This window comes from Pseudomonas arabinosi, assembly GCF_047758675.1.
GTDB classification, from domain to species: Bacteria; Pseudomonadota; Gammaproteobacteria; order Pseudomonadales; family Pseudomonadaceae; genus Aquipseudomonas; species Aquipseudomonas arabinosi.
The window spans coordinates 5,616,797-5,635,279 of record NZ_CP180480.1; the positions used below are offsets into that span (position 1 = coordinate 5,616,797).

Consider the following 18,483-nt stretch of genomic DNA (forward strand, 5'->3'; position numbering starts at 1 on the left):
CGTGGCCAAAAAGCCGAAGATTTTGCCTTCCATCGAATGGCTCGAACCGCGGGTTCGGGCGATGCGCGTCATCAGCCTGCTGTGCTACTTCGGTTTGGTGGGCTTGCTGTGCGCCTACTACCTGGTGGTCGCCGACCTGCACGGCGCCCGACCGTGGGTGATTCTGCTGATCGAACTGGTGCCGCTGCTGTTGCTGGCGCCGGGGATGATTATCGGCAGCGCGCGCGGGCATTCATGGATGTGCTTTGTGGTGAACCTGTATTTCATCAAGGGCGCACTGGCGGCGTATGACCCGAACCGGCAGCTGTTCGGTTTGCTGGAAATGGGCGCGAGCCTGGCGGTGTTCTGCTCGGCGCTGCTGTATGTGCGGTGGCGGTTTCAGCTCAATCGCAAGCTTGCGGGCGAGGGTGAGATTTCCGTCGCCTGATAGACCGGTATCGCGAGCAGGCTCGCTCCCACAAGGACAGCGTGAACCCTGTAGGAGTGAGCCTGCTCGCGAAGGGATCAACTCGGTCTCAATGATTCACTGTGTAGGCGAGCATCATCGATATCTGGCTCATCGGCCGCCCGCCACTTTCTTCATGCCACTGGTTGAACACGCCCTGCACCGTGGCCAGGTCCCGCAGGCTGGTCGGCACCTTGTCCACAATCTTCTGCGCATTCAACGCCGCGACCACGTCGTAGCTCGGCACAAACGTATCCTTGCCGACCATGCGCAAGAACCGCGGAGCCGACAACCCGCCCAATTGATGACCGCGCTTTTTCAGGTAGGTCCACAACCCGACGATATCCGTGACCGGCCAATCGGCGATCAACGCGCCGAAGCTGCCTTTCTCATGCGCCACATCCAGAATGAACTGCGCGTTGCGCGGCACGCTCTTGAGTTTGCCCAAGTGACGAATGATCCGCGCATCCTGCATCAAGCGCTCAAGGTGTTCGGCACTCATCAGCACGACTTTCTCAGGGTCGAACTTGAAGAACACTTCTTCGAACGCCGGCCATTTGGCGTCCACCAGGCTGTGCTTGAGCCCGGCGCGGAAGACGCGCAGCGCCATGGTCGAGAGGTAGCGGTCATCGCTGATCTTGCGCAATTGCGCCGGGGTTTTCGGAACGGGCAGATGGGCTTCCAGCTCAGCCGCTGAACCGAAGCGGTTCAGACAGTATTCGTGCAGCCACTTGTAATCGCGCATGCCCTCTCCTGAGGAATTTAAATGAAACCTGTGGGAGCCAGCCTGCTGGCGATAGCGGTGGGTCAGTCAACAATGATGTGTCTGACCCACCGCTATCGCCAGCAGGCTGGCTCCCACAGTGATTGTGTTTAGAGGTTTACAACGTTGACGAACCGCGACGCGGCAGTTTCGTCGATACGCAGGCTGGTGAAGTCGAACAGATTGCGATCCGCCAGTTGCGACGGGATCACGTTCTGCAAGCTGCGGAAAATGCTTTCGGTGCGGCCTGGCGTCTTGCGTTCCCATTCCTGAAGCATGTCCTTGACCACCTGCCGTTGCAGGTTTTCCTGAGAACCGCAGAGGTTGCACGGGATGATCGGGAATTGCTTGAAGTCCGCGTAGGCCTGGATGTCTTTTTCGTTGCAGTAGGCCAGCGGACGGATCACCACGTTGCGGCCATCGTCGGCGCGCAGCTTCGGCGGCATGGCTTTGAGCGAACCGTTGAAGAACATGTTCAGGAAAAAGGTCTCGACGATGTCGTCGCGGTGATGACCGAGGGCCATCTTGGTTGCGCCGATTTCGTCGGCAAAGGTATAGAGCGTGCCGCGACGCAAGCGCGAGCACAGCGAACAGGTGGTCTTGCCTTCCGGGATCAACTCCTTGACCACCGAATAGGTGTCTTTCTCGACGATGTGATACTCGATACCCAGCGCTTTGAGGTAGGCCGGTAGCACGTGCTCAGGAAAACCCGGCTGTTTCTGGTCCATGTTCACGGCCACGATCTCGAACTTGATCGGGGCGACCTTCTGAAAATGCATCAGCACATCGAGCATGGTGTAGCTGTCCTTGCCACCGGACAGGCAGACCATGACCTTGTCGCCGTCTTCAATCATGTTGAAATCGGCAACAGCCTCACCGGCCTGGCGGCGAAGGCGCTTTTGCAGTTTGTTCTGGTTGACCGTAAGAGTGCCCATGACGCGAAATCCGTGAGGTGTGACGAAAGGCCAGCATTTTACGCAAAAACGCGTCGTCGGCGAAGAGCCCCCTATTCCCTGTGGGAGCGAGCTTGCTCGCGATGGCGTAGTGTCAGCCAACATCAATGCAACCTGTCACACCGCAATCGCGAGCAAGCTCGCTCCCACATAGATTGTGGTGACAGACCCTGCGGCGATTAACAGGAGTGTTTACAGCGCAATTTGCTCTAAAGCCCTGCAACCTGCGCCGTGAAGACCTTTCTATACTGCGACATAAGGTCGCACACATATTCAGACCTTTCCTTACTCGGCCACTTTGGCCCGTAGGCGCTCCACTGGGGGGCGACGGTAAAAACAAGAGGAGTGACTGGCATGATCCATCACGTAGTGGGGCTCTTCACCCACCCTGACCAAGAATGGAAAGAGATTCGTGGCGACCAGGAGGAAAGCATCAGCCACATGTATCTCACTCATACCCTGATTCTGGCGGCGATCCCCGCGATATCCGCGTTTATCGGCACCACTCAGGTCGGCTGGGTCATTGGCAGTCGCGCACCGGTGATGCTGACGGTGGAAAGCGCGATATGGATGACGGTCATGTCGTACCTGGCGATGCTCGGCGGTGTGGCGGTAATGGGCGCGTTCATCCACTGGATGGCTCGCACCTATGACGCCAACCCGAGTCTGGCACGCTGCGTTGCATTTGCGACCTACACCGCGACCCCGCTGTTTATCGGCGGTCTGGCGGCGCTGTACCCACACATGTGGCTTGGGATGATCGTCGGCACCGCGGCCATCTGCTACACGGTGTACCTGCTGTATGTGGGGCTACCCACTTTCATGAACATTCCATCAGACGAGGGATTTCTGTTTTCGAGTTCGGTGCTTGCGGTAGGCCTGGTGGTGCTGGTGGCCATCATGGCGTTCACTGTCATTGTCTGGGGACTCGGCGTGGGGCCGGTCTATACGAACTAGCAACACTTCACCCAAAAACAAGATCTGCCAACACAGGCCGCCGCAAGGCGGCCTTCTAATGCTCAAGGACTGTAAACGGTGACGACCATTCGGCGCCTCGGCGATTCGCAACTCTCGAGGGTTGCGGCATACTCGACGTCTCTGGAGATCCATCAAGCATGCCCGAGCAACTCAATACCCGCGTCGAAGACTGTTACCAGCTAGCCGAATCCTTTTTCAAACGATCTTTCAAACGCCCCGTGGTGAGCCTCAAGCTGCGCGGGCAAAAAGCCGGTGTCGCGCATTTGCACGAGAACCTGCTGCGCTTCAATCCGCAGCTGTACCGGGAAAATACCGAAGACTTCCTCAAGCAGACCGTGGCCCACGAGGTTGCGCACCTGATCGCCCATCAACTGTTCGGCGACCGCATCCAGCCGCATGGCGAAGAGTGGCAACTGATCATGCGCGGCGTGTACGAACTGCCGCCCAATCGATGCCACACCTATGACGTCAAACGCCGCAGCGTGACCCGTTACATCTACAAATGCCCGTGTGCGGACAGTGACTTTCCGTTTTCCGCCCAGCGCCATGGTTTGGTGAGACAGGGGCGGCGGTATTTGTGTCGGCGGTGCCGGAGCACGTTGGTGTTCAGTGGGGAAATGCGGGTCGAGTAGCAAGATTTGTGGTGCCTGTGCTGGCCCCTTCGCGAGCAAGCCCGCTCCCACACTGGATTTATGTCACGCCGAAGATCCCCTGTGGGAGCGGGCTTGCTCGCGAAGAGGCCCTGACATCCCCTACACAACGACCTTGGCACGGCGTAACGCTTCGATCCGCTCAGCGCTATACCCCAATTCCCCCAACACCTGATCCGTATGCTGCCCTATGGCCGCACCGATATGCCGTGGCTCGGGCAAGCCTTGCGAAAACTTCAACGGACACGCCATCTGCGCCTGAGTCGTCCCGTCACCACGCGGCACTTCGGTCACCAGCGCCCGAGCCTTCAACTGCGGATGCCGCACCGCTTCGCCCAGGCTCAACACCGGCTCGACACACGCATCCAACGAGGCAAACAACGCGCACAACTCGGCGAAATCGCGTGTCTCGAACTCAATCCTCAGCGCGTTCTTCAGCGCCTTTTGCAAGGCCGGTTCCGGCGACAGCCCCAAGGTTTCCAGCTCCTCCAGCCCCAGCGCCGCACACAGTTGTTTCATGAACGCAGGCTCCAGGCTGCCCACCGAGAACCAGCGCCCATCGCGGGAACGGTAATAGTCATAGAAACTGCCACCGTTGAGCATCTGTTCCTCCCTTCCCGGCTCCACGCCACAGGCCAGATACCCGGCGCCGGCCATGGCGTTCAGGCTGAACACACAGTCGGTCATGCTCACATCCAGATGCTGCCCCTGCCCGGTTTGCTGCCGGGCGATGACCGCCGCCAGCAGCCCGATCACTCCGTGCAACGAACCACCGGCGATATCCGCCACTTGCATGCCCAACGGCAGCGGTCCGCTGTCGGCGTGGCCGGTGTAGCTCGCCAGCCCCGCCAGCGCCAGGTAGTTGATGTCGTGGCCGGCGCGGTCCTTGTAGGGGCCGGTCTGGCCGTAACCGGTGATCGACACGTAGATCAGTTTCGGATTGATCGCCTTCAAGGCGTCATAACCCAGGCCCAATCGTTCCATCACGCCGGGGCGGAACTGCTCCAGCACGATGTCGTACTCCTGCAGCAACTGCTTGATCACCTCCAGCGCCTCCGGCTGCTTGAGGTCCAACGCCAGGCTGCGCTTGTTGCGGTTGAGGTAGGCGTGGCTGGCGGAGACGCCCTGATCGTGAGGCGGCAAGACCCGCAGCAGGTCCATGCGCGTTGGCGATTCGATGCGCAGCACCTCGGCGCCCATGTCTGCCAGCATCAATGAGGCGAACGGCCCCGGCAGCAATGTCGAGAAATCCAGAACCTTGAGTGATGCCAGTGGACCGAGCATGGGCGTTCTCCGTAAACGATGTTCCCAGACTAGGCAGCCGACGGCATTGCAGCAATCACCTTGGGCGTCAGATGCGCTGACCGTTGCGCTCAAATCGCAGGCATGAAAAAACCCGCCGAAGCGGGTTTTTTCAGTGCAACCGTCTTATTTGACGTTGGTTGGGGTTGGGCCTTCGGCCACGCCCAGGTCGTCTTCCACACGTTCGTCGGAGATACCGCGACCGCCAGAAGCCAGTTCCGCGTGCATCACGTCAACGTCCAGCTCCTTGACCCACTTGGCGACAACCAGGGTGGCAACAGCGTTACCGACCAGGTTGGTCAGGGCACGGGCTTCGGACATGAAGCGGTCGATACCGAGGATCAGCGCCAGGCCGGCAACCGGCAAGTGGCCAACGGCGGACAAGGTAGCCGCCAACACGATGAAGCCACTACCGGTCACACCGGCAGCACCTTTGGAGGACAGCAGCAACACCACCAGCAGGGTGATCTGGTGAGTGATGTCCATGTGGGTGTCGGTTGCCTGAGCAATGAACACTGCCGCCATGGTCAGGTAGATCGCCGTACCGTCGAGGTTGAACGAGTAACCGGTCGGGATCACCAGACCCACAACCGATTTCTGTGCGCCCAGGCGTTCCATCTTGATCAGCATGCGTGGCAGTACCGATTCCGAAGAAGAAGTACCCAGCACGATCAGCAGTTCTTCACGGATGTAGCGAATCACTTTCAGCACGCTGAAGCCGTGAGCGCGAGCGATACCGCCCAGCACGACCAGAACGAACAGCAGGCAAGTGATGTAGAAGCACGCCATCAACTGACCCAGTTGCACCAGCGAACCCACACCGTAGGCACCGATGGTGAACGCCATCGCACCGAAGGCACCGATTGGCGCGAGCTTCATGATCATGTTGATGATGTTGAACATCACGTGGGCGAAGCGATCGATGAAGTCCAGGATCGGCTTGCCGTAGGCACCCAGGCGATGCAGGGCGAAACCGAAGATCACCGAGAACATCAGCACTTGCAGGATGTCGCCCGTGGCGAACGCACCGACGATGGTCGACGGGATCACGTTCAGCAGGAAGCCAACAACACTTTGATCAGCACCGGCCGCTACATAAGCAGCGACTTTGGAGGCATCCAGCGTAGCGACGTCGATGTGCATGCCGGCACCCGGCTGCACGATGTTGACCACCACCAGCCCCACCAGCAAAGCGATGGTCGAAACGATTTCGAAGTAGAGCAGCGCGTAACCGCCGGTCTTGCCGACCGACTTCATGTCCTGCATGCCCGCGATACCGCTGACGACGGTGCAGAAGATGATCGGGGCGATGATCATTTTGATCAGTTTGATGAACCCGTCACCCAGCGGCTTGAGGGCAACACCGGTCTGCGGGTAGAAGTGACCGAGCAGGATGCCGATGGCAATAGCAACGATCACCTGGAAATACAGGGATTTGTACAGTGGCTGACGAGTCGTCATTGCAAAGTTCCTCAAGAGTGCCCGGTGACAACATCCATCTGTTGCCAAAGACACTTCAATTGCGAACCCTCCTGCACTGGAGGGATTTGTTTTGTCGAGCTGCGCAACGGCAGGCATCTGCGGGTTGTATCGCAAGGCCCGTGCCACCTTCATCAAATCGCCATCAAGCCTTTTGACATCAAGGGTTGCAGGTTTTTCTTTGTCACCAAACGGTTACGGCAAAGTGGCGGATTTCCGCCCATCGACCAGACCTCGTCCTACAAATTGGCGGATATCCGCCTTGTTCATCATCAGGCACCACGGCTACCATCCGCCGTTCAATGGACGGACTTGCCTTCTATGCGCGAACGCACCATCGCCAGTCATTTCGCCCGTGCCGCCCTCGGTGGCGCACGCCGGCTGGGTTATGACTATTCAAACCTGCTGCAACAACTCGGCATCAGCCCCGAGTTGCTTGAAGAGCCACGAGCGAGAATCGCGCCTGAACAGTTCACCCGATTGATCCAGGGACTGTGGCTGGCACTGGACGACGAATACCTGGGCTTCGGACCGGTGCCGAGCAAAACCGGCAGCTTCGCGATGATGTGCCATGCGGTGATCCACTGCCGCAACCTGGAGAAAGCACTCCACCGCGGCTTATTATTTTATAGCTTATTCCCCGACAGCCCGCGTCTGACCCTGACCCGCGAAGACGACATGATCCGCCTCAGCCTCGACGATTCGCAGTTCCGCGACCCGGACCACTTCCTCACCGAGAGCCAGTTGATGGTCTGGCATCGACTCGGCAGCTGGCTGATCGGCCAGCGCATTCGCCTGGAACAGGCGACGTTCAGCTACCCGAAACCCGAGCACGGCGCCGAATACGATTTGCTGTTCCCCTGCCCGATGGAGTTTTCCACCGAGCAGAGCAGCCTGCTGTTCCACAGTCGCTACTTGAACATGCCGCTGTTGCAGGACGAACGGACACTCAAACATTTCCTCGAACACTCCCCCGCCGACCTGTTGTCGCGCCCGGACGACGGCGACAGTTTGAGCAGCCAGTTGCGAAGGTTGCTCAGCCGCGACAGTTCACACTGGCCGGACCTGGAAGCGGTGGCCGCGCACCTGCACATCAGCCCGCAGACGCTGCGGCGGCATTTGCGGGAAGAAGGGTCGAGTTTTCAGGAATTGAAGGATCAACTGCGAAGGGACATCGCGATTTATCACCTGGGGCGGGCGGATTTGTCGTTGCAACAGATTGCCGAGCAGTTGGGGTTTTCCGAGCCTTCGGCATTTCATCGGGCGTTCAAGAAGTGGACCGGGTTGACGCCGGGGGCTTATCGGGCGCAGGAGCATTGATTCATGGCTTGAGATCCAGCCCTCACCCTAACCCTCTCCCAGGGGGAGAGGGGACTGATCGGGGGATGTTCGGCCTATCCTGCGACCTGAAAGTCCTGCGTCGAATCCATAATCGACGGGGTCTTTCAGGTCGCAGAATTTCTTAAAACAACTCGGTCAGTCCCCTCTCCCTCGGGGAGAGGGTTAGGGTGAGGGCTGGATCTCAAGCCAGGCGATACTTGTCAGGCACCACACTTACCCACTCACCACCAGACCTTCGCTAGTCTTGCGGATCAATGTTATCCAGCGCCCGATTCACCGCCAGCTCCCCCAGCATGATGATCTGCGCAATCCCCAACAGCGAATTGCGACTCGGCCCCTCCATATGATCCGCCAGGTCCATGGTCATGACATTGGCCGAGGCCAGCGACTCGCACGCATGGGCCAGCAGGGTTTCGGTATCGAGCTCCGGGTTGACGATGAACATCGTGCTGGGTGTGCGCGGGGTGGCTTTGATGTGGGCAGCCGGGTTGAGGTAGAAATCGAGGGTGCAGTCGACGGCTTCGTTGAGCTTTTTGGAATCGGGGGTTTCGTGCGGGGAAACGTCGTCGGTTTCTGGCGGGTTGGGTGTGATTTTGTACATAGATGGAACTCCAGATAGTAAAAGTGGAGCCATCACCCTCGCTACCAAACGAAGGGTGGCGGCCATACGAAGGTTGGTAGGCCGGTCATCTGGCAACCCGGCGCGCCCGAGGGCGCCCTACGCATGGCCACCATAAAAACAGAAGACGAAAAAAGTCCCTGCATTAGGTTGCGCAATGCGCCAGATTGAACCGGGCTACCAAACCCGATCGCTGTTTTTCAGCGACCGGCAAACGATAGAGCCCGGCCCTTAGGCGCACAAGCCGGCGAATTCTGGCGTAGTCGTAGGCAGCGGCGCAAGGATGTGTAGCCTGCGTGAGTGTCTGGAGATGTGTTTTAAACATCTCCGTTTAATACTCACTCAGGCCTTACGGGACGCAACTTCGGATAAATAAATGCGTCCCCTTTCCCAGTGTTGAAAGCGCCTTCAATCAGTGGCTACCACCGTTACGAAATTGTTTCCTGCATTACAGGCGTACAGGCGCTTGCCATCATGTGTGCAACTGATTCCTTGAGACTTAGACCCCGTTTGATAGGTGCGAACAATCGCGCCCGAGGCCAAGTCCATTGCCAGAATGATTTTATTCAACGAACCACATAGATACAGCCGTGTACCTTCGGGGTTAAATGCCGCCGTATATTGATTAGAGGGATAAAGAGGGCTGATGTTACGTAACAATCGCAAAGTACTGGCCTCCATCTCCAGTAAAGAGAAAGGAGTGTCATTGTACGAAGGAAGGTAAAGCCGCAGGCCATCCCGACTTAGGTAAACCGACCCTCTGGTTTTCGGCACGGGTGTGGATTTCAATCGGCGGCCAGTGGTGAGATCCATGACGACCAGATTGTGGATTTGATGTTCGACGTAATAGAAGCGTTGTCCATCCAGGCTTATTGCAGCTCCGCGAGTAAAACTGCCGGTAGGGAATGTTTTGATGATCTGATCCGTACGCGTATCGATCACCCTAACTGACCCGTTGGAACTACTACCAGCATGACAAACGACAGAGTTATCTCTCGGGTTCATGATGATATTCACCGGCTGGCCTCCGACCGCAACGCGTTTGATCACCTTGTTCGAAAGTGTATCAATGACCAGCACTTCATTTGTTCCATCAACGGCTCCGTACAATTTGGCGCCATCGGGGGTTAAGACAAACCCCCAAAAAAAACCTGTGTTGGGTGTAACTATAGTGTCGATCAGTCTATTGGTAGAGATGTCGATCACGGAAATTGCACCAACGTGCCCGACATAGAGGCGCGTCCCGTCCGGGCTTATAGCATTGGCTCTTTGCGGCCGACCTAAATCGATGTCTTTTACCGGCTCTGTAGTTTTTCCAATCACCTGCGCCGTGGCAGGGGTCGACGTAGCGATGACCGTATCGTTGCGGACTTGTTCATACACGACCGTCACGGTGCTATTGGCGATGATTTTGTTGTTAGGAATGCTCCACAAAAACTGGCTCGGCACTTGCGCTACAGGGGATGTTTCTTCGTGAGTCGCAACAACACTGCCATTCAACTCGGCGGTAAAAGCCAACTTAATGGAGTCACCCACTTTCCAGATCGTTTCGACGAGGTGAATCAACGCCGACAACGGATTACCGTTCAACTTGGCGAGGTCCACTGTATTGGGGTCGTCATTGTTCTCGGTCGGGATTTCTCGAAGGATTGCCGCCGAGAGATTGACACGACCAAGGTGCACATCAATCTGCTTGGTTGACGACCGGTTGAAGTTGCCCAACTGGTCAAAAACGACGAAATCAAGCAGCAGGTTCGGATTGTCACCCACCCGCTGGAAAGTGTCGGTGAAGAGTGTTTTGGTCACCGGCGTCGAAGCGTCGGTGATCTCCCAATCAACCGACTCATCGCCTAACTGAAAGCGAATGCGGTCATAGGCTCGCCGGTTGGAATAGGTGAACCCGAACTCCACACCTTGCGCCGCGCGTGCGGCACTGACCCCATCCTTGATCACATCGGGCGGGATCACCAGATCCAGACCATTTGGCGCTGGCTCACCCGGAGATCGCAGGTAATACAACACATTCAAATCCCGAGAGTCTTCGCTGCCCCCACCGGGACGGATGACCTTGTAATGCAGCCGGTTGACGCCGTTGCGCAACCGGCCGTGCGGTACATACAGGCGGATACGTTGTTGTTCCTCTCCCGGAGCGACGGTTTTGCCTGTAACGGGAGTGGGATCGTCGTTGACGTACAAGTCAACGCGATCATCCACGGCCATTGTCCAGGAAAAAAGTTGAAGCTCGGTCCAAGGATCCACCAGACATTCCAGGCCCTGTGGCTGTCCATCGTAAAGGGATTTCGGAATGCCACCGTGAGCGAGATTGGCAGGTTTCAACGGGGATACCCAGCCCTGGATAATCACTGGATACAACACAAACAACTCATTCAATACTGATGACTGGATGTCCATCTTCGTCTCCCGCAAGTGTGATACACCCGAGCCCCTCTCGGGTGCGTAAACCATCACACTCCTCATCTGGAAGACTGGCTACTGTCAGATCTGACAGGTATAGACCTGTTTCCGACAGACGGTTGTCGCTGTTACAGCAACGGAAAATGAATCCGGAACGCCGCCCCGCCCATCGGCGAATCCCCCAGCGTCAGCTTCGCGCTGTAACTTTCGATAATGTCCTTCACCACCGCCAGACCAATCCCCTGCCCCGGATGCTGGCGATCTAGCCGTTCCCCACGCTGCAGAATCCGCGCCCGCTGATCCGGTGGCACCCCCGGCCCATCATCCTCGACACACAACTCAACCCCGCCAAGGCTTTCGCGCACACTGATGCGCACTTCACCGAGGCACAGGCGATAGGCGTTTTCCAGTAGGTTGCCCATCATTTCCAGCAGGGCGCCCTGTTCGATTGGCACGTAACACTGCTCCGGCAGATCGAAGGCGACCCGCACGCGTTTGTCGCGGTAAACCTTGTCCAGCGTGTCGCACAGGCTTTGCAGCACCGGGCGCAGGCGGACCTGATGGCGCACCAGGCCGCTTTTGCGCAGGCTGGCGCGTTGCAGTTGATAGCTGATCTGCTGGCTCATGCGTTCGATCTGGGTTTGCAGCACCCAGGCCTGATCACGATCGGCCGGGCGCAGGGCCATGTCTTCGCTGACGCCTTGCAGCACGGTCAGCGGGGTTTTCAGGCTGTGGGCCAGGTCGTCGAGGGAGTCGCGATAGCGGCTGCGTTGTTCGCGCTCGCCGTGCAGCAAACGGTTGAGGGAGCCGGTCAGGCGCAGCAGTTCGCGCGGGTGTTGTTCGCTGAGGCTTTCGCGGGTGCCGCTTTCAATTTCGTCCAGTTCCTGACTGAGCCGGCGCAATGCCTGCAAGCCCCAGGTCAGGCCGATCCACAGCAGCGCGAGCAACACCAGCAAGGCGGCACCGAAACCGAGGTAGAGATTTTCCCGCAGGCCTTCGAGGGTGGCTTCGTACTCACGCACCGGTTGCAGCGCGACGATGCTGAACGCCGCGCTCTTGCCGCCGAGCAGTTTGACCTCGACGTCATAGACGAAGAATTCCTGGCCGTTGGCTTCGCTGATTCTCGCAAACTCGTTACCGCGTCCGTCATAACGCGGCTTGTAGTTGATGTGCTCTTCCTGGGTGCCCTTCGAGCGCCAGACCAGATGCCCTTCGCGGTCATAGATGTAGCCGAGCAAACGGCCGTCAGTCAGGTTGAAGCGCTCATCGGGCAACTGCGCCGGCATCTGCAAGCGGTTGTTCTCCACCCGGGCGGCGGAAATCAGCGTGGTGACGTCCGACGCCAGGCGTTGTTCGATCGAGTCCTGCAACGCCAGGCTGAACGCGCCCTGCATCGCCGGCAGCAACGCCAGCATGAACAACACCGCCAGGATCGTGGCGGCGAGCATCAAACGGACACGAAGGGAACGAATCAAGTGCAGCGCTCGTTGAACAGGTAGCCGAGGCCACGCACGGTATCGATCGGTTTGAAGCCGGCCGGGCCTTCAAGTTTGCGGCGCAGACGGCCGACCAGCACTTCGATCACGTTCGGATCGCGCTCGTCGTCGTCCGGGTAGAGCTGTTCCATCAAGCGGTCCTTGGCCACGACTTGCTGGTGATGCCGCATCAGGTACTCGAGGATCCGATACTCGTATGCCGTCAGCGCCAGCGGCTGCTCATCGAGGGACGCCTGTTTGCGATTGAGGTCCAGCAGCAACGGCCCGGCGACGATGGTCGACTGAGTGAAACCGCTGGAGCGGCGCAGCAAGGCATTCAGGCGCGCGTCGAGTTCTTCGAACTGGAACGGCTTGACCACGTAATCGTCGGCGCCAGCGGCGAGGCCTTCGACCTTGTCCTGCCAGTTGCCGCGCGCGGTGAGGATCAGGATCGGGAAGGTCTTGCCGCGCGAGCGCAGTTGACGGATCAGGTCGAGCCCGCCCATGCCCGGCAGGCCGAGGTCGATCACCGCCAGGTCATGGTTGTACTGCTCCGTCTGGTACAGCGCCTCTTCGGCATTGGCCACGGACTCGACCACGTGGCCGCTGTCCGTCAGGCGGGTTTGCAGGTGATGGCGCAACAGCGCTTCATCTTCGACGACCAGCAGTTTCATAACGCTCTCCTACGCAAATCGTTATCTCCAGCAGCACAGTTCTCAGTCAAACCACACAACCCTGTAGGAGTGAGCCTGCTCGCGATGGCGCCAGCACAGCCGACATTGATGTCGCCTGACACACCGCTATCGCGAGCAGGCTCACTCCTACAGGGATTGCGCTTATCAGAAAGCGTAGTTCGCCGACAGGTAGGTCTGGGCGCTGCTGGTCAGGTCCAGCGAACCCTGTTTGCTGCCACCGCGTTCGCTCATCTCGGTGCTGGCGTTGCTGCGCAGATAACGGTAACCCAGTTCCACCGAGGTGTTTTGCGAAACCTGTTGCAGGACGCCCAATTGGCCGCCGATGGCGTAACCGATGTCGCTGTCGCGGCTGAAGCCTGGGGAATCCTGAGTCATTTTGGTCAAACCGGCCGTGGCGCCGCCGAACAGCTTGGTGCTGCCGCCCACCGGGTAGAACAGATCGTAGCTGCCCAGGAGGTTTTCCTGACGCAGTTTAATGCCATTGTGCGAGCCCGACACGTTGTCGTAAGTGGCGTAGTAGCGGCCCTGGCTGTTTTGCTGGCCCAGGCGTACACCCCAGGTGTTGTCCTTGCCGATCACGCCGTCGGCGTTCGGGCTGTTGAGGTTGTCGTTCAGGGCGTGGGACTTTTTGACCTTGTTGCTGGTCTGTCCAAAAGTAAGGCTGGCGAAATTGTCGTCGGAAGCGAAAGCCGCGGTACTCGCGCTCAGGACAGCGAAAGCCAGAAGCAGTTTTTTGAAACCAGTCATAGGGGAGTTCCTTATGCGCTATGTGCTATTTGGGTACGGGGCAAGGTTACTCACCCCGCCCTGAACTCCCCCTGAACGCACTCTGAACCTGAGCTGAATCAAATCGACTCGGCTGTTTTGATGACTCTTTGCAGGAGATCCGATGATGCGCATTTTCCTCGCCCTCGTATTACTGGCCTTGAGCGGGCTCAGCCAAGCCGCTATCAAGACTCAGGAAATCCCCTATCAAAGTGCTGACGGCACCAAGATGATCGGCTACTTCGCCTATGACGACGCCATCAAAGGCGCACGCCCTGGCGTTGTGGTGGTGCACGAATGGTGGGGGCTCAACGAGTACACCAAGCGTCGCGCCCGTGATCTCGCCGGTCTGGGCTACAGCGCGCTGGCCATCGACATGTATGGCGATGGCAAAAACACTGAGCATCCCAAGGACGCCATGGCGTTTATGCAAGCCGCGCTGAAGGACAGTGCCGCATCCAGTGCGCGCTTTCAGGCCGGACTCGATCTATTGAAGAAACAGCCGCAAACCGACCCAAACAAAATCGCCGCGATCGGGTATTGCTTCGGCGGTGGCGTGGTGCTGAATGCGGCTCGTCAGGGTTTGCCGCTGGCGGGCGTGGTGAGTTTTCACGGTGCGCTGGCGACCAAGACGCCTGCGGCGCCGGGTAGTGTGAAAGCGAAAATCCTTGTTGAACATGGGGCGATGGACAGCATGGTCACGCCGGATAACGTGGCAGCGTTCAAGGCTGAAATGGACAAGGCCGGGGCTGACTATAAGTTCGTCAGCCTGGAGGGCGCCAAGCATGGGTTCAGCAACCCTGATGCGGATCGGTTGAGCCATGGCGATCATGGCGGGCCGGATATTGGCTACAACAAAGCGGCGGATGAGAAATCCTGGGCGGACATGCAGGCGTTCTTCAAGAAGATTTTTGGTTGAGTCGGTAGACCGCGTCGCGGCCATCGCGAGCAGGCTCGCTCCCACAGGAGATCTTCGGTGTTGCATAGATCCAGTGTGGGAGCGAGCCTGCTCGCGAATGGCCACACCGCCGATCCAAACCTTCACTACCCAGCCTGAGAGCAACCCGGCAAAATGCCCCACATGAATCGCGCCCCCGCCCTCCCCGTCTGCTGCACCCCACTCGATGCCCATTGGCCGCTGCCGTTTGCGCTGCCCGATACGGTGCTGTTGAGCACTCACTTCGATACCTCGCAACTGGCCAGCGATGATTTCCAGCGCAGCGCCATCGAGCCGCCGCCCAGCATCCAGCGTTCGGTCGCCAAGCGTCAGGCGGAGTTCCTCGCCGGGCGAGTTTGCGCTCGGGCGGCGTTGCAACAGTTGGAAGGGCTGAGCTTTATTCCGGCCATCGGCGAGGATCGGGCACCGGTGTGGCCGACGCACATCACGGGCTCGATCACCCACAGCACCGGCCGGGCCTCGGCGATTGTCGCGAAGAAAGCCCACTGGCGCGGCTTGGGGATGGACCTGGAAAACCTGCTCAACCCTGAACGGGCCGAGCGACTGGCCGGGGAAATCCTCACCGCTCCCGAGTTGCAACGCATGACCGCCGGCCGTCGCGATCAACTGGCGATGCTGGTAACCCTGACGTTTTCGGTGAAGGAAAGCCTGTTCAAGGCGCTGTATCCGATCGTGCAGCAGCGCTTCTATTTCGAGCACGCTGAAGTGTTGGAGTGGACCGAGAGCGGTGAAGTGCGGCTGCGGCTGCTGACTGATCTGTCCAGCGAGTGGTGCAATGGCACTGAGCTGGATGCGCAGTTTGGGGTCGTGGATGGGCAGTTGTTGAGTCTGGTCAGCATCAAGGCCTGAAGATTTTTAGCGTCTGGTAGGGCCTCATCGTCGGATCGCCGCCCGGAGCAAGCTCGCTCCCACAGGGATTTGTGGTGTTGCATAGATCCAATGTGGGAGCGAGCTTGCTCGCGATGGCGGTGGAACATTCACCCCATATCTCACCGCTTCTCCTGATTCCTCGGCCAGCTCAGGCTGAAACACGCCCCGCCCAGGCTTTTGCTCTTGCTGATCAACGCCCGGCCATCATGCCAATGGATGATTCGCCGCACGATGGACAACCCCAACCCATGCCCGCCCGAAGCGCGAGTGCGGCTGTCGTCGAGGCGCAGGAAGGGTGTGAAAATCTTCTCCCAGGCCGTTTCCGGCACACCCGGCCCGTCATCCTCGACATCCACTCGACAGCGCTGCTGCCCGACCTGATAGCTGACGGTCACCCGTGAATGGGCGTGGCGCATGGCGTTGCTCACCAGGTTCTGCAACGCCCGGTGCAGGTAACGCGGCTCGGCCTCGACCCACGCGTCGTCGTTGTCCGCGGCGGACAAACACAAACCGCGCTGCACCGTGACCTCGGCGCGTAACGGCGCCAGTTCTTCGATCACCTGATTGACCAACGCATCCAGATCGATCCGCTGAAAATTCAGCGCCGGCGAACCCTGCTCCAGTCGTGCATAGGTGAGCATCTCGTCCACCAGCCGATCGAGATCCTCGATGTCGTGGTCCATGCCTTCACAGTATTTTTCCAACGCCTGCGGCGTGGTGGCCGAGCCGATCATTTCCAGGCCAAAACGCAACCGCGCCACGGGTGTGCGCAGCTCATGAGACACGGCGCGCACCAACTCACGCTGGATCGCCAGCAACTGTTGCAAGTGCTCGGCCATGCCGTTGAACGCCGAGGCCAGCCGTCCCACCGAATCCGCGCCGCGTGCCGGCACGCGGGTTTCCAGGCTACCCTTGGCGATGCGCGTGGCGGCCGCTTCCAGGCCACGCAAACGGCGCTCAAGTTGGCGCACCAACAAATAGACGATCAAACCGATCAGGCTCAAACCCAGGGCGGCAATCAGCACCAGCCACTCCGGCGGATAAGGATTCATCTGATACAACGGGCCGATTTCCAGCACCCACGGCGTACCGACCATGCCGGCAAACACCCGGATCGAATCGCCGCCCTTGCCCAGCGCCATCACCGTGTCACCCTCGGACACCCGACGACTCTGGTCCTCGTCCATGTCCGCCTGTTCGATCGTCACCAGCCGCAAGTCGAAACCAAACCCTTTATCGCGCTTCAACTGCGCCAGGCGCTCGGGTTGCTCGGCCACCGGGTAACGCACCAGCTCATCGGCCAGCAGGTAAATAGTCGCCCGGGCCAGTTGTTCGCTGATCTGCTGGACTTCACCGGTCAGCACCAGCTGCTCCTTGTCGCTGACCAACCGGTAAACCTTCGCCGCATGCGGACCGGTTTGTTCCACCAGCGCCTGTCCGCGCAGCACGCGGGTGCGTTGGGTGAGGTCGAGGTCGGTTTGGGCGAAGGTTTTCAGCGCCAGAGGAATCCCCAGCAACCGCTCCCACACCAGCAAGGCACGGTGGCGCTCGGTTTCGTTCATCGGGTTCAGATTGTCGGCCATCAGCGAGAACGTGCCGTGGGCGAGGCGCTCGCGGTATTGCTCGCCACGCACCTGGTTGAGCAGGTGCAAGGCCAGCACGCCGAGTACGGCGACCAGAATCAGCGCCGCGCACATGCCGCCATAGATGCGCAGGAAGATCGAGTTCACAGCGTGCAGGCTTCCGGAACGAACAGATAACCTTTGCTGCGAATGGTCTTGATCAGCCGCGGATGCTCCGGGTCATCGCCGATTTTCGGGCGAATACGCGAGATGCGCACGTCGATGGAACGGTCCTGGCCGTCATAGCCAATGCCGCGCAATGCCGTAAAAATCTCTTCCCTGGACAGGATGCGCCCGGCGTTGGCGACCAGCAGCCAGAGCAGGTCGAACTCGGCGCTGGTCAACTCGATGCCGTTGTCGTTCAGCCAGGCTTCACGCAATGCGTTGTCCACTACCAGCGGCCCGAACTGCAGGCGCCGTTGTTTTTCCGGCGCCACTTCAGGAGTTTCACTGCGTCGCAACAGGGCCTGGATACGCGCCAGCAGCAGCCGTGGACGAACCGGTTTGCACACGTAGTCGTCAGCGCCCAGGTCCAGGCCAAGAATCTGATCGGTGTCGTCGGTGCGGGCGGTGAGCATCAGGATTGGCCCGTCATACTTGTCGCGGACCTTGCGGCAGATGCTCAGGCCATCTTCGCCCGGCAGCATCAGGTCGAGGATCACCAGGTCCGGTTTCTCCTTGATGATCCGTGCCGCGGCCAAGGCGCCGTTGCCCTCGATCGATACCCGCAGACCATTGGCTTCCAGGTAGTCGCGGGTCAGTTCGGCCAGACGCTGGTCGTCCTCCACAATCAATACCTGCCAGGCTTCTTGCTCCACGGTGACCTCTGCTTGCCAACAACACTTAATAAGGAAGGATCCGCCCGTCTTTTTGTAATGATTGGGGAGGATAAGAATGCGTACGCACTGGCCGATTGTATAAACGCCGCCCGCCGAGAACACAAGCGGGTAAATGCGTTCGGACAACCCGGATTTTTGTGATAGGGTTCGCGCCCTTAAAAATCCAAATGACCGTTTTCAATCATTGAAAATCAGTGAAAAACGATCCGCTCCAGCTAGGTCGCGGCCTACACGCTCGTTCCACGTTTCACACACAATTTACGCACAGGTTTATCCACAGGTAGTACGTTGCAACACCCTCAAAAACGCATTAT

General features: G+C 58.9%; 17 protein-coding genes. 6 read left to right on the forward strand and 11 right to left on the reverse strand.

The window, feature by feature from the left end:
* Nucleotide 1 precedes the first annotated feature (1 nt).
* Nucleotides 2-427, forward strand: coding sequence for a DUF2069 domain-containing protein (locus ACMXYJ_RS26125; RefSeq protein WP_111451701.1), 426 nt, complete (start codon nucleotides 2-4; stop codon nucleotides 425-427).
* Between the two features lie 88 nt (nucleotides 428-515).
* On the opposite strand, the gene ACMXYJ_RS26130 is transcribed toward ACMXYJ_RS26125, so the two are convergent.
* Complete coding sequence (locus tag ACMXYJ_RS26130; RefSeq protein ID WP_074879137.1) at nucleotides 516-1,190, reverse strand: DNA-3-methyladenine glycosylase I; 675 nt, start codon at nucleotides 1,188-1,190, stop codon at nucleotides 516-518.
* A 128-nt stretch (nucleotides 1,191-1,318) separates the two neighbouring features.
* A complete protein-coding gene (gene ttcA / locus ACMXYJ_RS26135; RefSeq protein WP_415757495.1) occupies nucleotides 1,319-2,143 on the reverse strand; it encodes a tRNA 2-thiocytidine(32) synthetase TtcA in 825 nt (274 codons plus the stop codon).
* Nucleotides 2,144-2,515: 372 nt separating this feature from the next.
* Here ttcA and ACMXYJ_RS26140 point away from each other — a divergent pair, with 372 nt between their 5' ends.
* Entirely contained in the window at nucleotides 2,516-3,118 is a 603-nt protein-coding gene (locus ACMXYJ_RS26140) for a Yip1 family protein (RefSeq protein WP_095132452.1), read from the forward strand.
* Between the two features lie 158 nt (nucleotides 3,119-3,276).
* Nucleotides 3,277-3,771 (forward strand): SprT family zinc-dependent metalloprotease, encoded by a 495-nt coding sequence (locus ACMXYJ_RS26145; protein WP_415757496.1) that lies wholly within the window; start codon nucleotides 3,277-3,279, stop codon nucleotides 3,769-3,771.
* A 120-nt stretch (nucleotides 3,772-3,891) separates the two neighbouring features.
* Here the strand turns inward: ACMXYJ_RS26145 and ACMXYJ_RS26150 are convergent, their stop codons facing one another.
* Together ACMXYJ_RS26150 and ACMXYJ_RS26155 are read right to left on the reverse strand one after the other, a co-directional pair.
* Entirely contained in the window at nucleotides 3,892-5,073 is a 1,182-nt protein-coding gene (locus tag ACMXYJ_RS26150; protein WP_415757497.1) for a CaiB/BaiF CoA transferase family protein, read from the reverse strand.
* A gap of 144 nt (nucleotides 5,074-5,217) precedes the next feature.
* Nucleotides 5,218-6,552, reverse strand: coding sequence for a dicarboxylate/amino acid:cation symporter (locus ACMXYJ_RS26155; protein WP_415757498.1), 1,335 nt, complete (start codon nucleotides 6,550-6,552; stop codon nucleotides 5,218-5,220).
* Between the two features lie 339 nt (nucleotides 6,553-6,891).
* Here ACMXYJ_RS26155 and ACMXYJ_RS26160 point away from each other — a divergent pair, with 339 nt between their 5' ends.
* Nucleotides 6,892-7,890, forward strand: a complete 999-nt coding sequence (locus tag ACMXYJ_RS26160; RefSeq protein ID WP_415757499.1) for an AraC family transcriptional regulator — start codon at nucleotides 6,892-6,894, stop codon at nucleotides 7,888-7,890.
* Nucleotides 7,891-8,149: 259 nt separating this feature from the next.
* Here the strand turns inward: ACMXYJ_RS26160 and ACMXYJ_RS26165 are convergent, their stop codons facing one another.
* The 5 genes from ACMXYJ_RS26165 to ACMXYJ_RS26185 all read right to left on the reverse strand — a co-directional run bounded on the left by ACMXYJ_RS26165 (nucleotide 8,150) and on the right by ACMXYJ_RS26185 (nucleotide 13,862).
* Nucleotides 8,150-8,512, reverse strand: coding sequence for a DUF6124 family protein (locus ACMXYJ_RS26165; RefSeq protein WP_415757500.1), 363 nt, complete (start codon nucleotides 8,510-8,512; stop codon nucleotides 8,150-8,152).
* A gap of 426 nt (nucleotides 8,513-8,938) precedes the next feature.
* Nucleotides 8,939-10,942, reverse strand: a complete 2,004-nt coding sequence (locus ACMXYJ_RS26170; RefSeq protein ID WP_415757501.1) for a YncE family protein — start codon at nucleotides 10,940-10,942, stop codon at nucleotides 8,939-8,941.
* A 131-nt stretch (nucleotides 10,943-11,073) separates the two neighbouring features.
* Complete coding sequence (locus ACMXYJ_RS26175; protein ID WP_415757502.1) at nucleotides 11,074-12,420, reverse strand: ATP-binding protein; 1,347 nt, start codon at nucleotides 12,418-12,420, stop codon at nucleotides 11,074-11,076.
* The gene (locus ACMXYJ_RS26180; protein WP_046046505.1) at nucleotides 12,417-13,094 is read right to left on the reverse strand and encodes a response regulator; all 678 of its coding nucleotides are present in this window, start codon (nucleotides 13,092-13,094) and stop codon (nucleotides 12,417-12,419) included. Before ACMXYJ_RS26180 ends, ACMXYJ_RS26175 begins: the two co-directional genes overlap by 4 nt.
* Before the next feature lie 165 nt (nucleotides 13,095-13,259).
* Nucleotides 13,260-13,862: a hypothetical protein gene (locus tag ACMXYJ_RS26185; RefSeq protein ID WP_095132462.1), complete on the reverse strand. Its 603-nt coding sequence runs from the start codon at nucleotides 13,860-13,862 to the stop codon at nucleotides 13,260-13,262.
* Nucleotides 13,863-14,007: 145 nt separating this feature from the next.
* Here ACMXYJ_RS26185 and ACMXYJ_RS26190 point away from each other — a divergent pair, with 145 nt between their 5' ends.
* Nucleotides 14,008-14,799 carry a dienelactone hydrolase family protein gene (locus ACMXYJ_RS26190; protein WP_415760807.1) on the forward strand — a complete coding sequence of 264 codons (792 nt, stop codon included), beginning with the start codon at nucleotides 14,008-14,010 and terminating at the stop codon, nucleotides 14,797-14,799.
* Nucleotides 14,800-14,961: 162 nt separating this feature from the next.
* Nucleotides 14,962-15,687, forward strand: coding sequence for a 4'-phosphopantetheinyl transferase family protein (locus ACMXYJ_RS26195; RefSeq protein ID WP_415757503.1), 726 nt, complete (start codon nucleotides 14,962-14,964; stop codon nucleotides 15,685-15,687).
* 140 nt (nucleotides 15,688-15,827) lie between these two features.
* On the opposite strand, the gene ACMXYJ_RS26200 is transcribed toward ACMXYJ_RS26195, so the two are convergent.
* Together ACMXYJ_RS26200 and ACMXYJ_RS26205 are read right to left on the reverse strand one after the other, a co-directional pair.
* Nucleotides 15,828-17,438: an ATP-binding protein gene (locus ACMXYJ_RS26200; protein ID WP_415757504.1), complete on the reverse strand. Its 1,611-nt coding sequence runs from the start codon at nucleotides 17,436-17,438 to the stop codon at nucleotides 15,828-15,830.
* Nucleotides 17,435-18,148, reverse strand: coding sequence for a response regulator (locus ACMXYJ_RS26205; RefSeq protein ID WP_046046510.1), 714 nt, complete (start codon nucleotides 18,146-18,148; stop codon nucleotides 17,435-17,437). The genes ACMXYJ_RS26200 and ACMXYJ_RS26205 overlap by 4 nt, the downstream gene beginning before the upstream one ends.
* Nucleotides 18,149-18,483: the final 335 nt, after the last annotated feature.

What these genes read in the sequence shown, in the direction of transcription:
- ACMXYJ_RS26130 (WP_074879137.1), bottom strand. Translation starts at nt 1,190, where the DNA reads ATGCGCGATTACAAGTGGCTGCACGAATACTGTCTGAACCGCTTCGGT.
- ttcA (WP_415757495.1), bottom strand. Translation starts at nt 2,143, where the DNA reads ATGGGCACTCTTACGGTCAACCAGAACAAACTGCAAAAGCGCCTTCGC.
- ACMXYJ_RS26140 (WP_095132452.1), top strand. Translation starts at nt 2,516, where the DNA reads ATGATCCATCACGTAGTGGGGCTCTTCACCCACCCTGACCAAGAATGG.
- ACMXYJ_RS26145 (WP_415757496.1), top strand. Translation starts at nt 3,277, where the DNA reads ATGCCCGAGCAACTCAATACCCGCGTCGAAGACTGTTACCAGCTAGCC.
- ACMXYJ_RS26150 (WP_415757497.1), bottom strand. Translation starts at nt 5,073, where the DNA reads ATGCTCGGTCCACTGGCATCACTCAAGGTTCTGGATTTCTCGACATTG.
- ACMXYJ_RS26155 (WP_415757498.1), bottom strand. Translation starts at nt 6,552, where the DNA reads ATGACGACTCGTCAGCCACTGTACAAATCCCTGTATTTCCAGGTGATC.
- ACMXYJ_RS26160 (WP_415757499.1), top strand. Translation starts at nt 6,892, where the DNA reads ATGCGCGAACGCACCATCGCCAGTCATTTCGCCCGTGCCGCCCTCGGT.
- ACMXYJ_RS26165 (WP_415757500.1), bottom strand. Translation starts at nt 8,512, where the DNA reads ATGTACAAAATCACACCCAACCCGCCAGAAACCGACGACGTTTCCCCG.
- ACMXYJ_RS26170 (WP_415757501.1), bottom strand. Translation starts at nt 10,942, where the DNA reads ATGGACATCCAGTCATCAGTATTGAATGAGTTGTTTGTGTTGTATCCA.
- ACMXYJ_RS26180 (WP_046046505.1), bottom strand. Translation starts at nt 13,094, where the DNA reads ATGAAACTGCTGGTCGTCGAAGATGAAGCGCTGTTGCGCCATCACCTG.
- ACMXYJ_RS26185 (WP_095132462.1), bottom strand. Translation starts at nt 13,862, where the DNA reads ATGACTGGTTTCAAAAAACTGCTTCTGGCTTTCGCTGTCCTGAGCGCG.
- ACMXYJ_RS26190 (WP_415760807.1), top strand. Translation starts at nt 14,008, where the DNA reads ATGCGCATTTTCCTCGCCCTCGTATTACTGGCCTTGAGCGGGCTCAGC.
- ACMXYJ_RS26195 (WP_415757503.1), top strand. Translation starts at nt 14,962, where the DNA reads ATGAATCGCGCCCCCGCCCTCCCCGTCTGCTGCACCCCACTCGATGCC.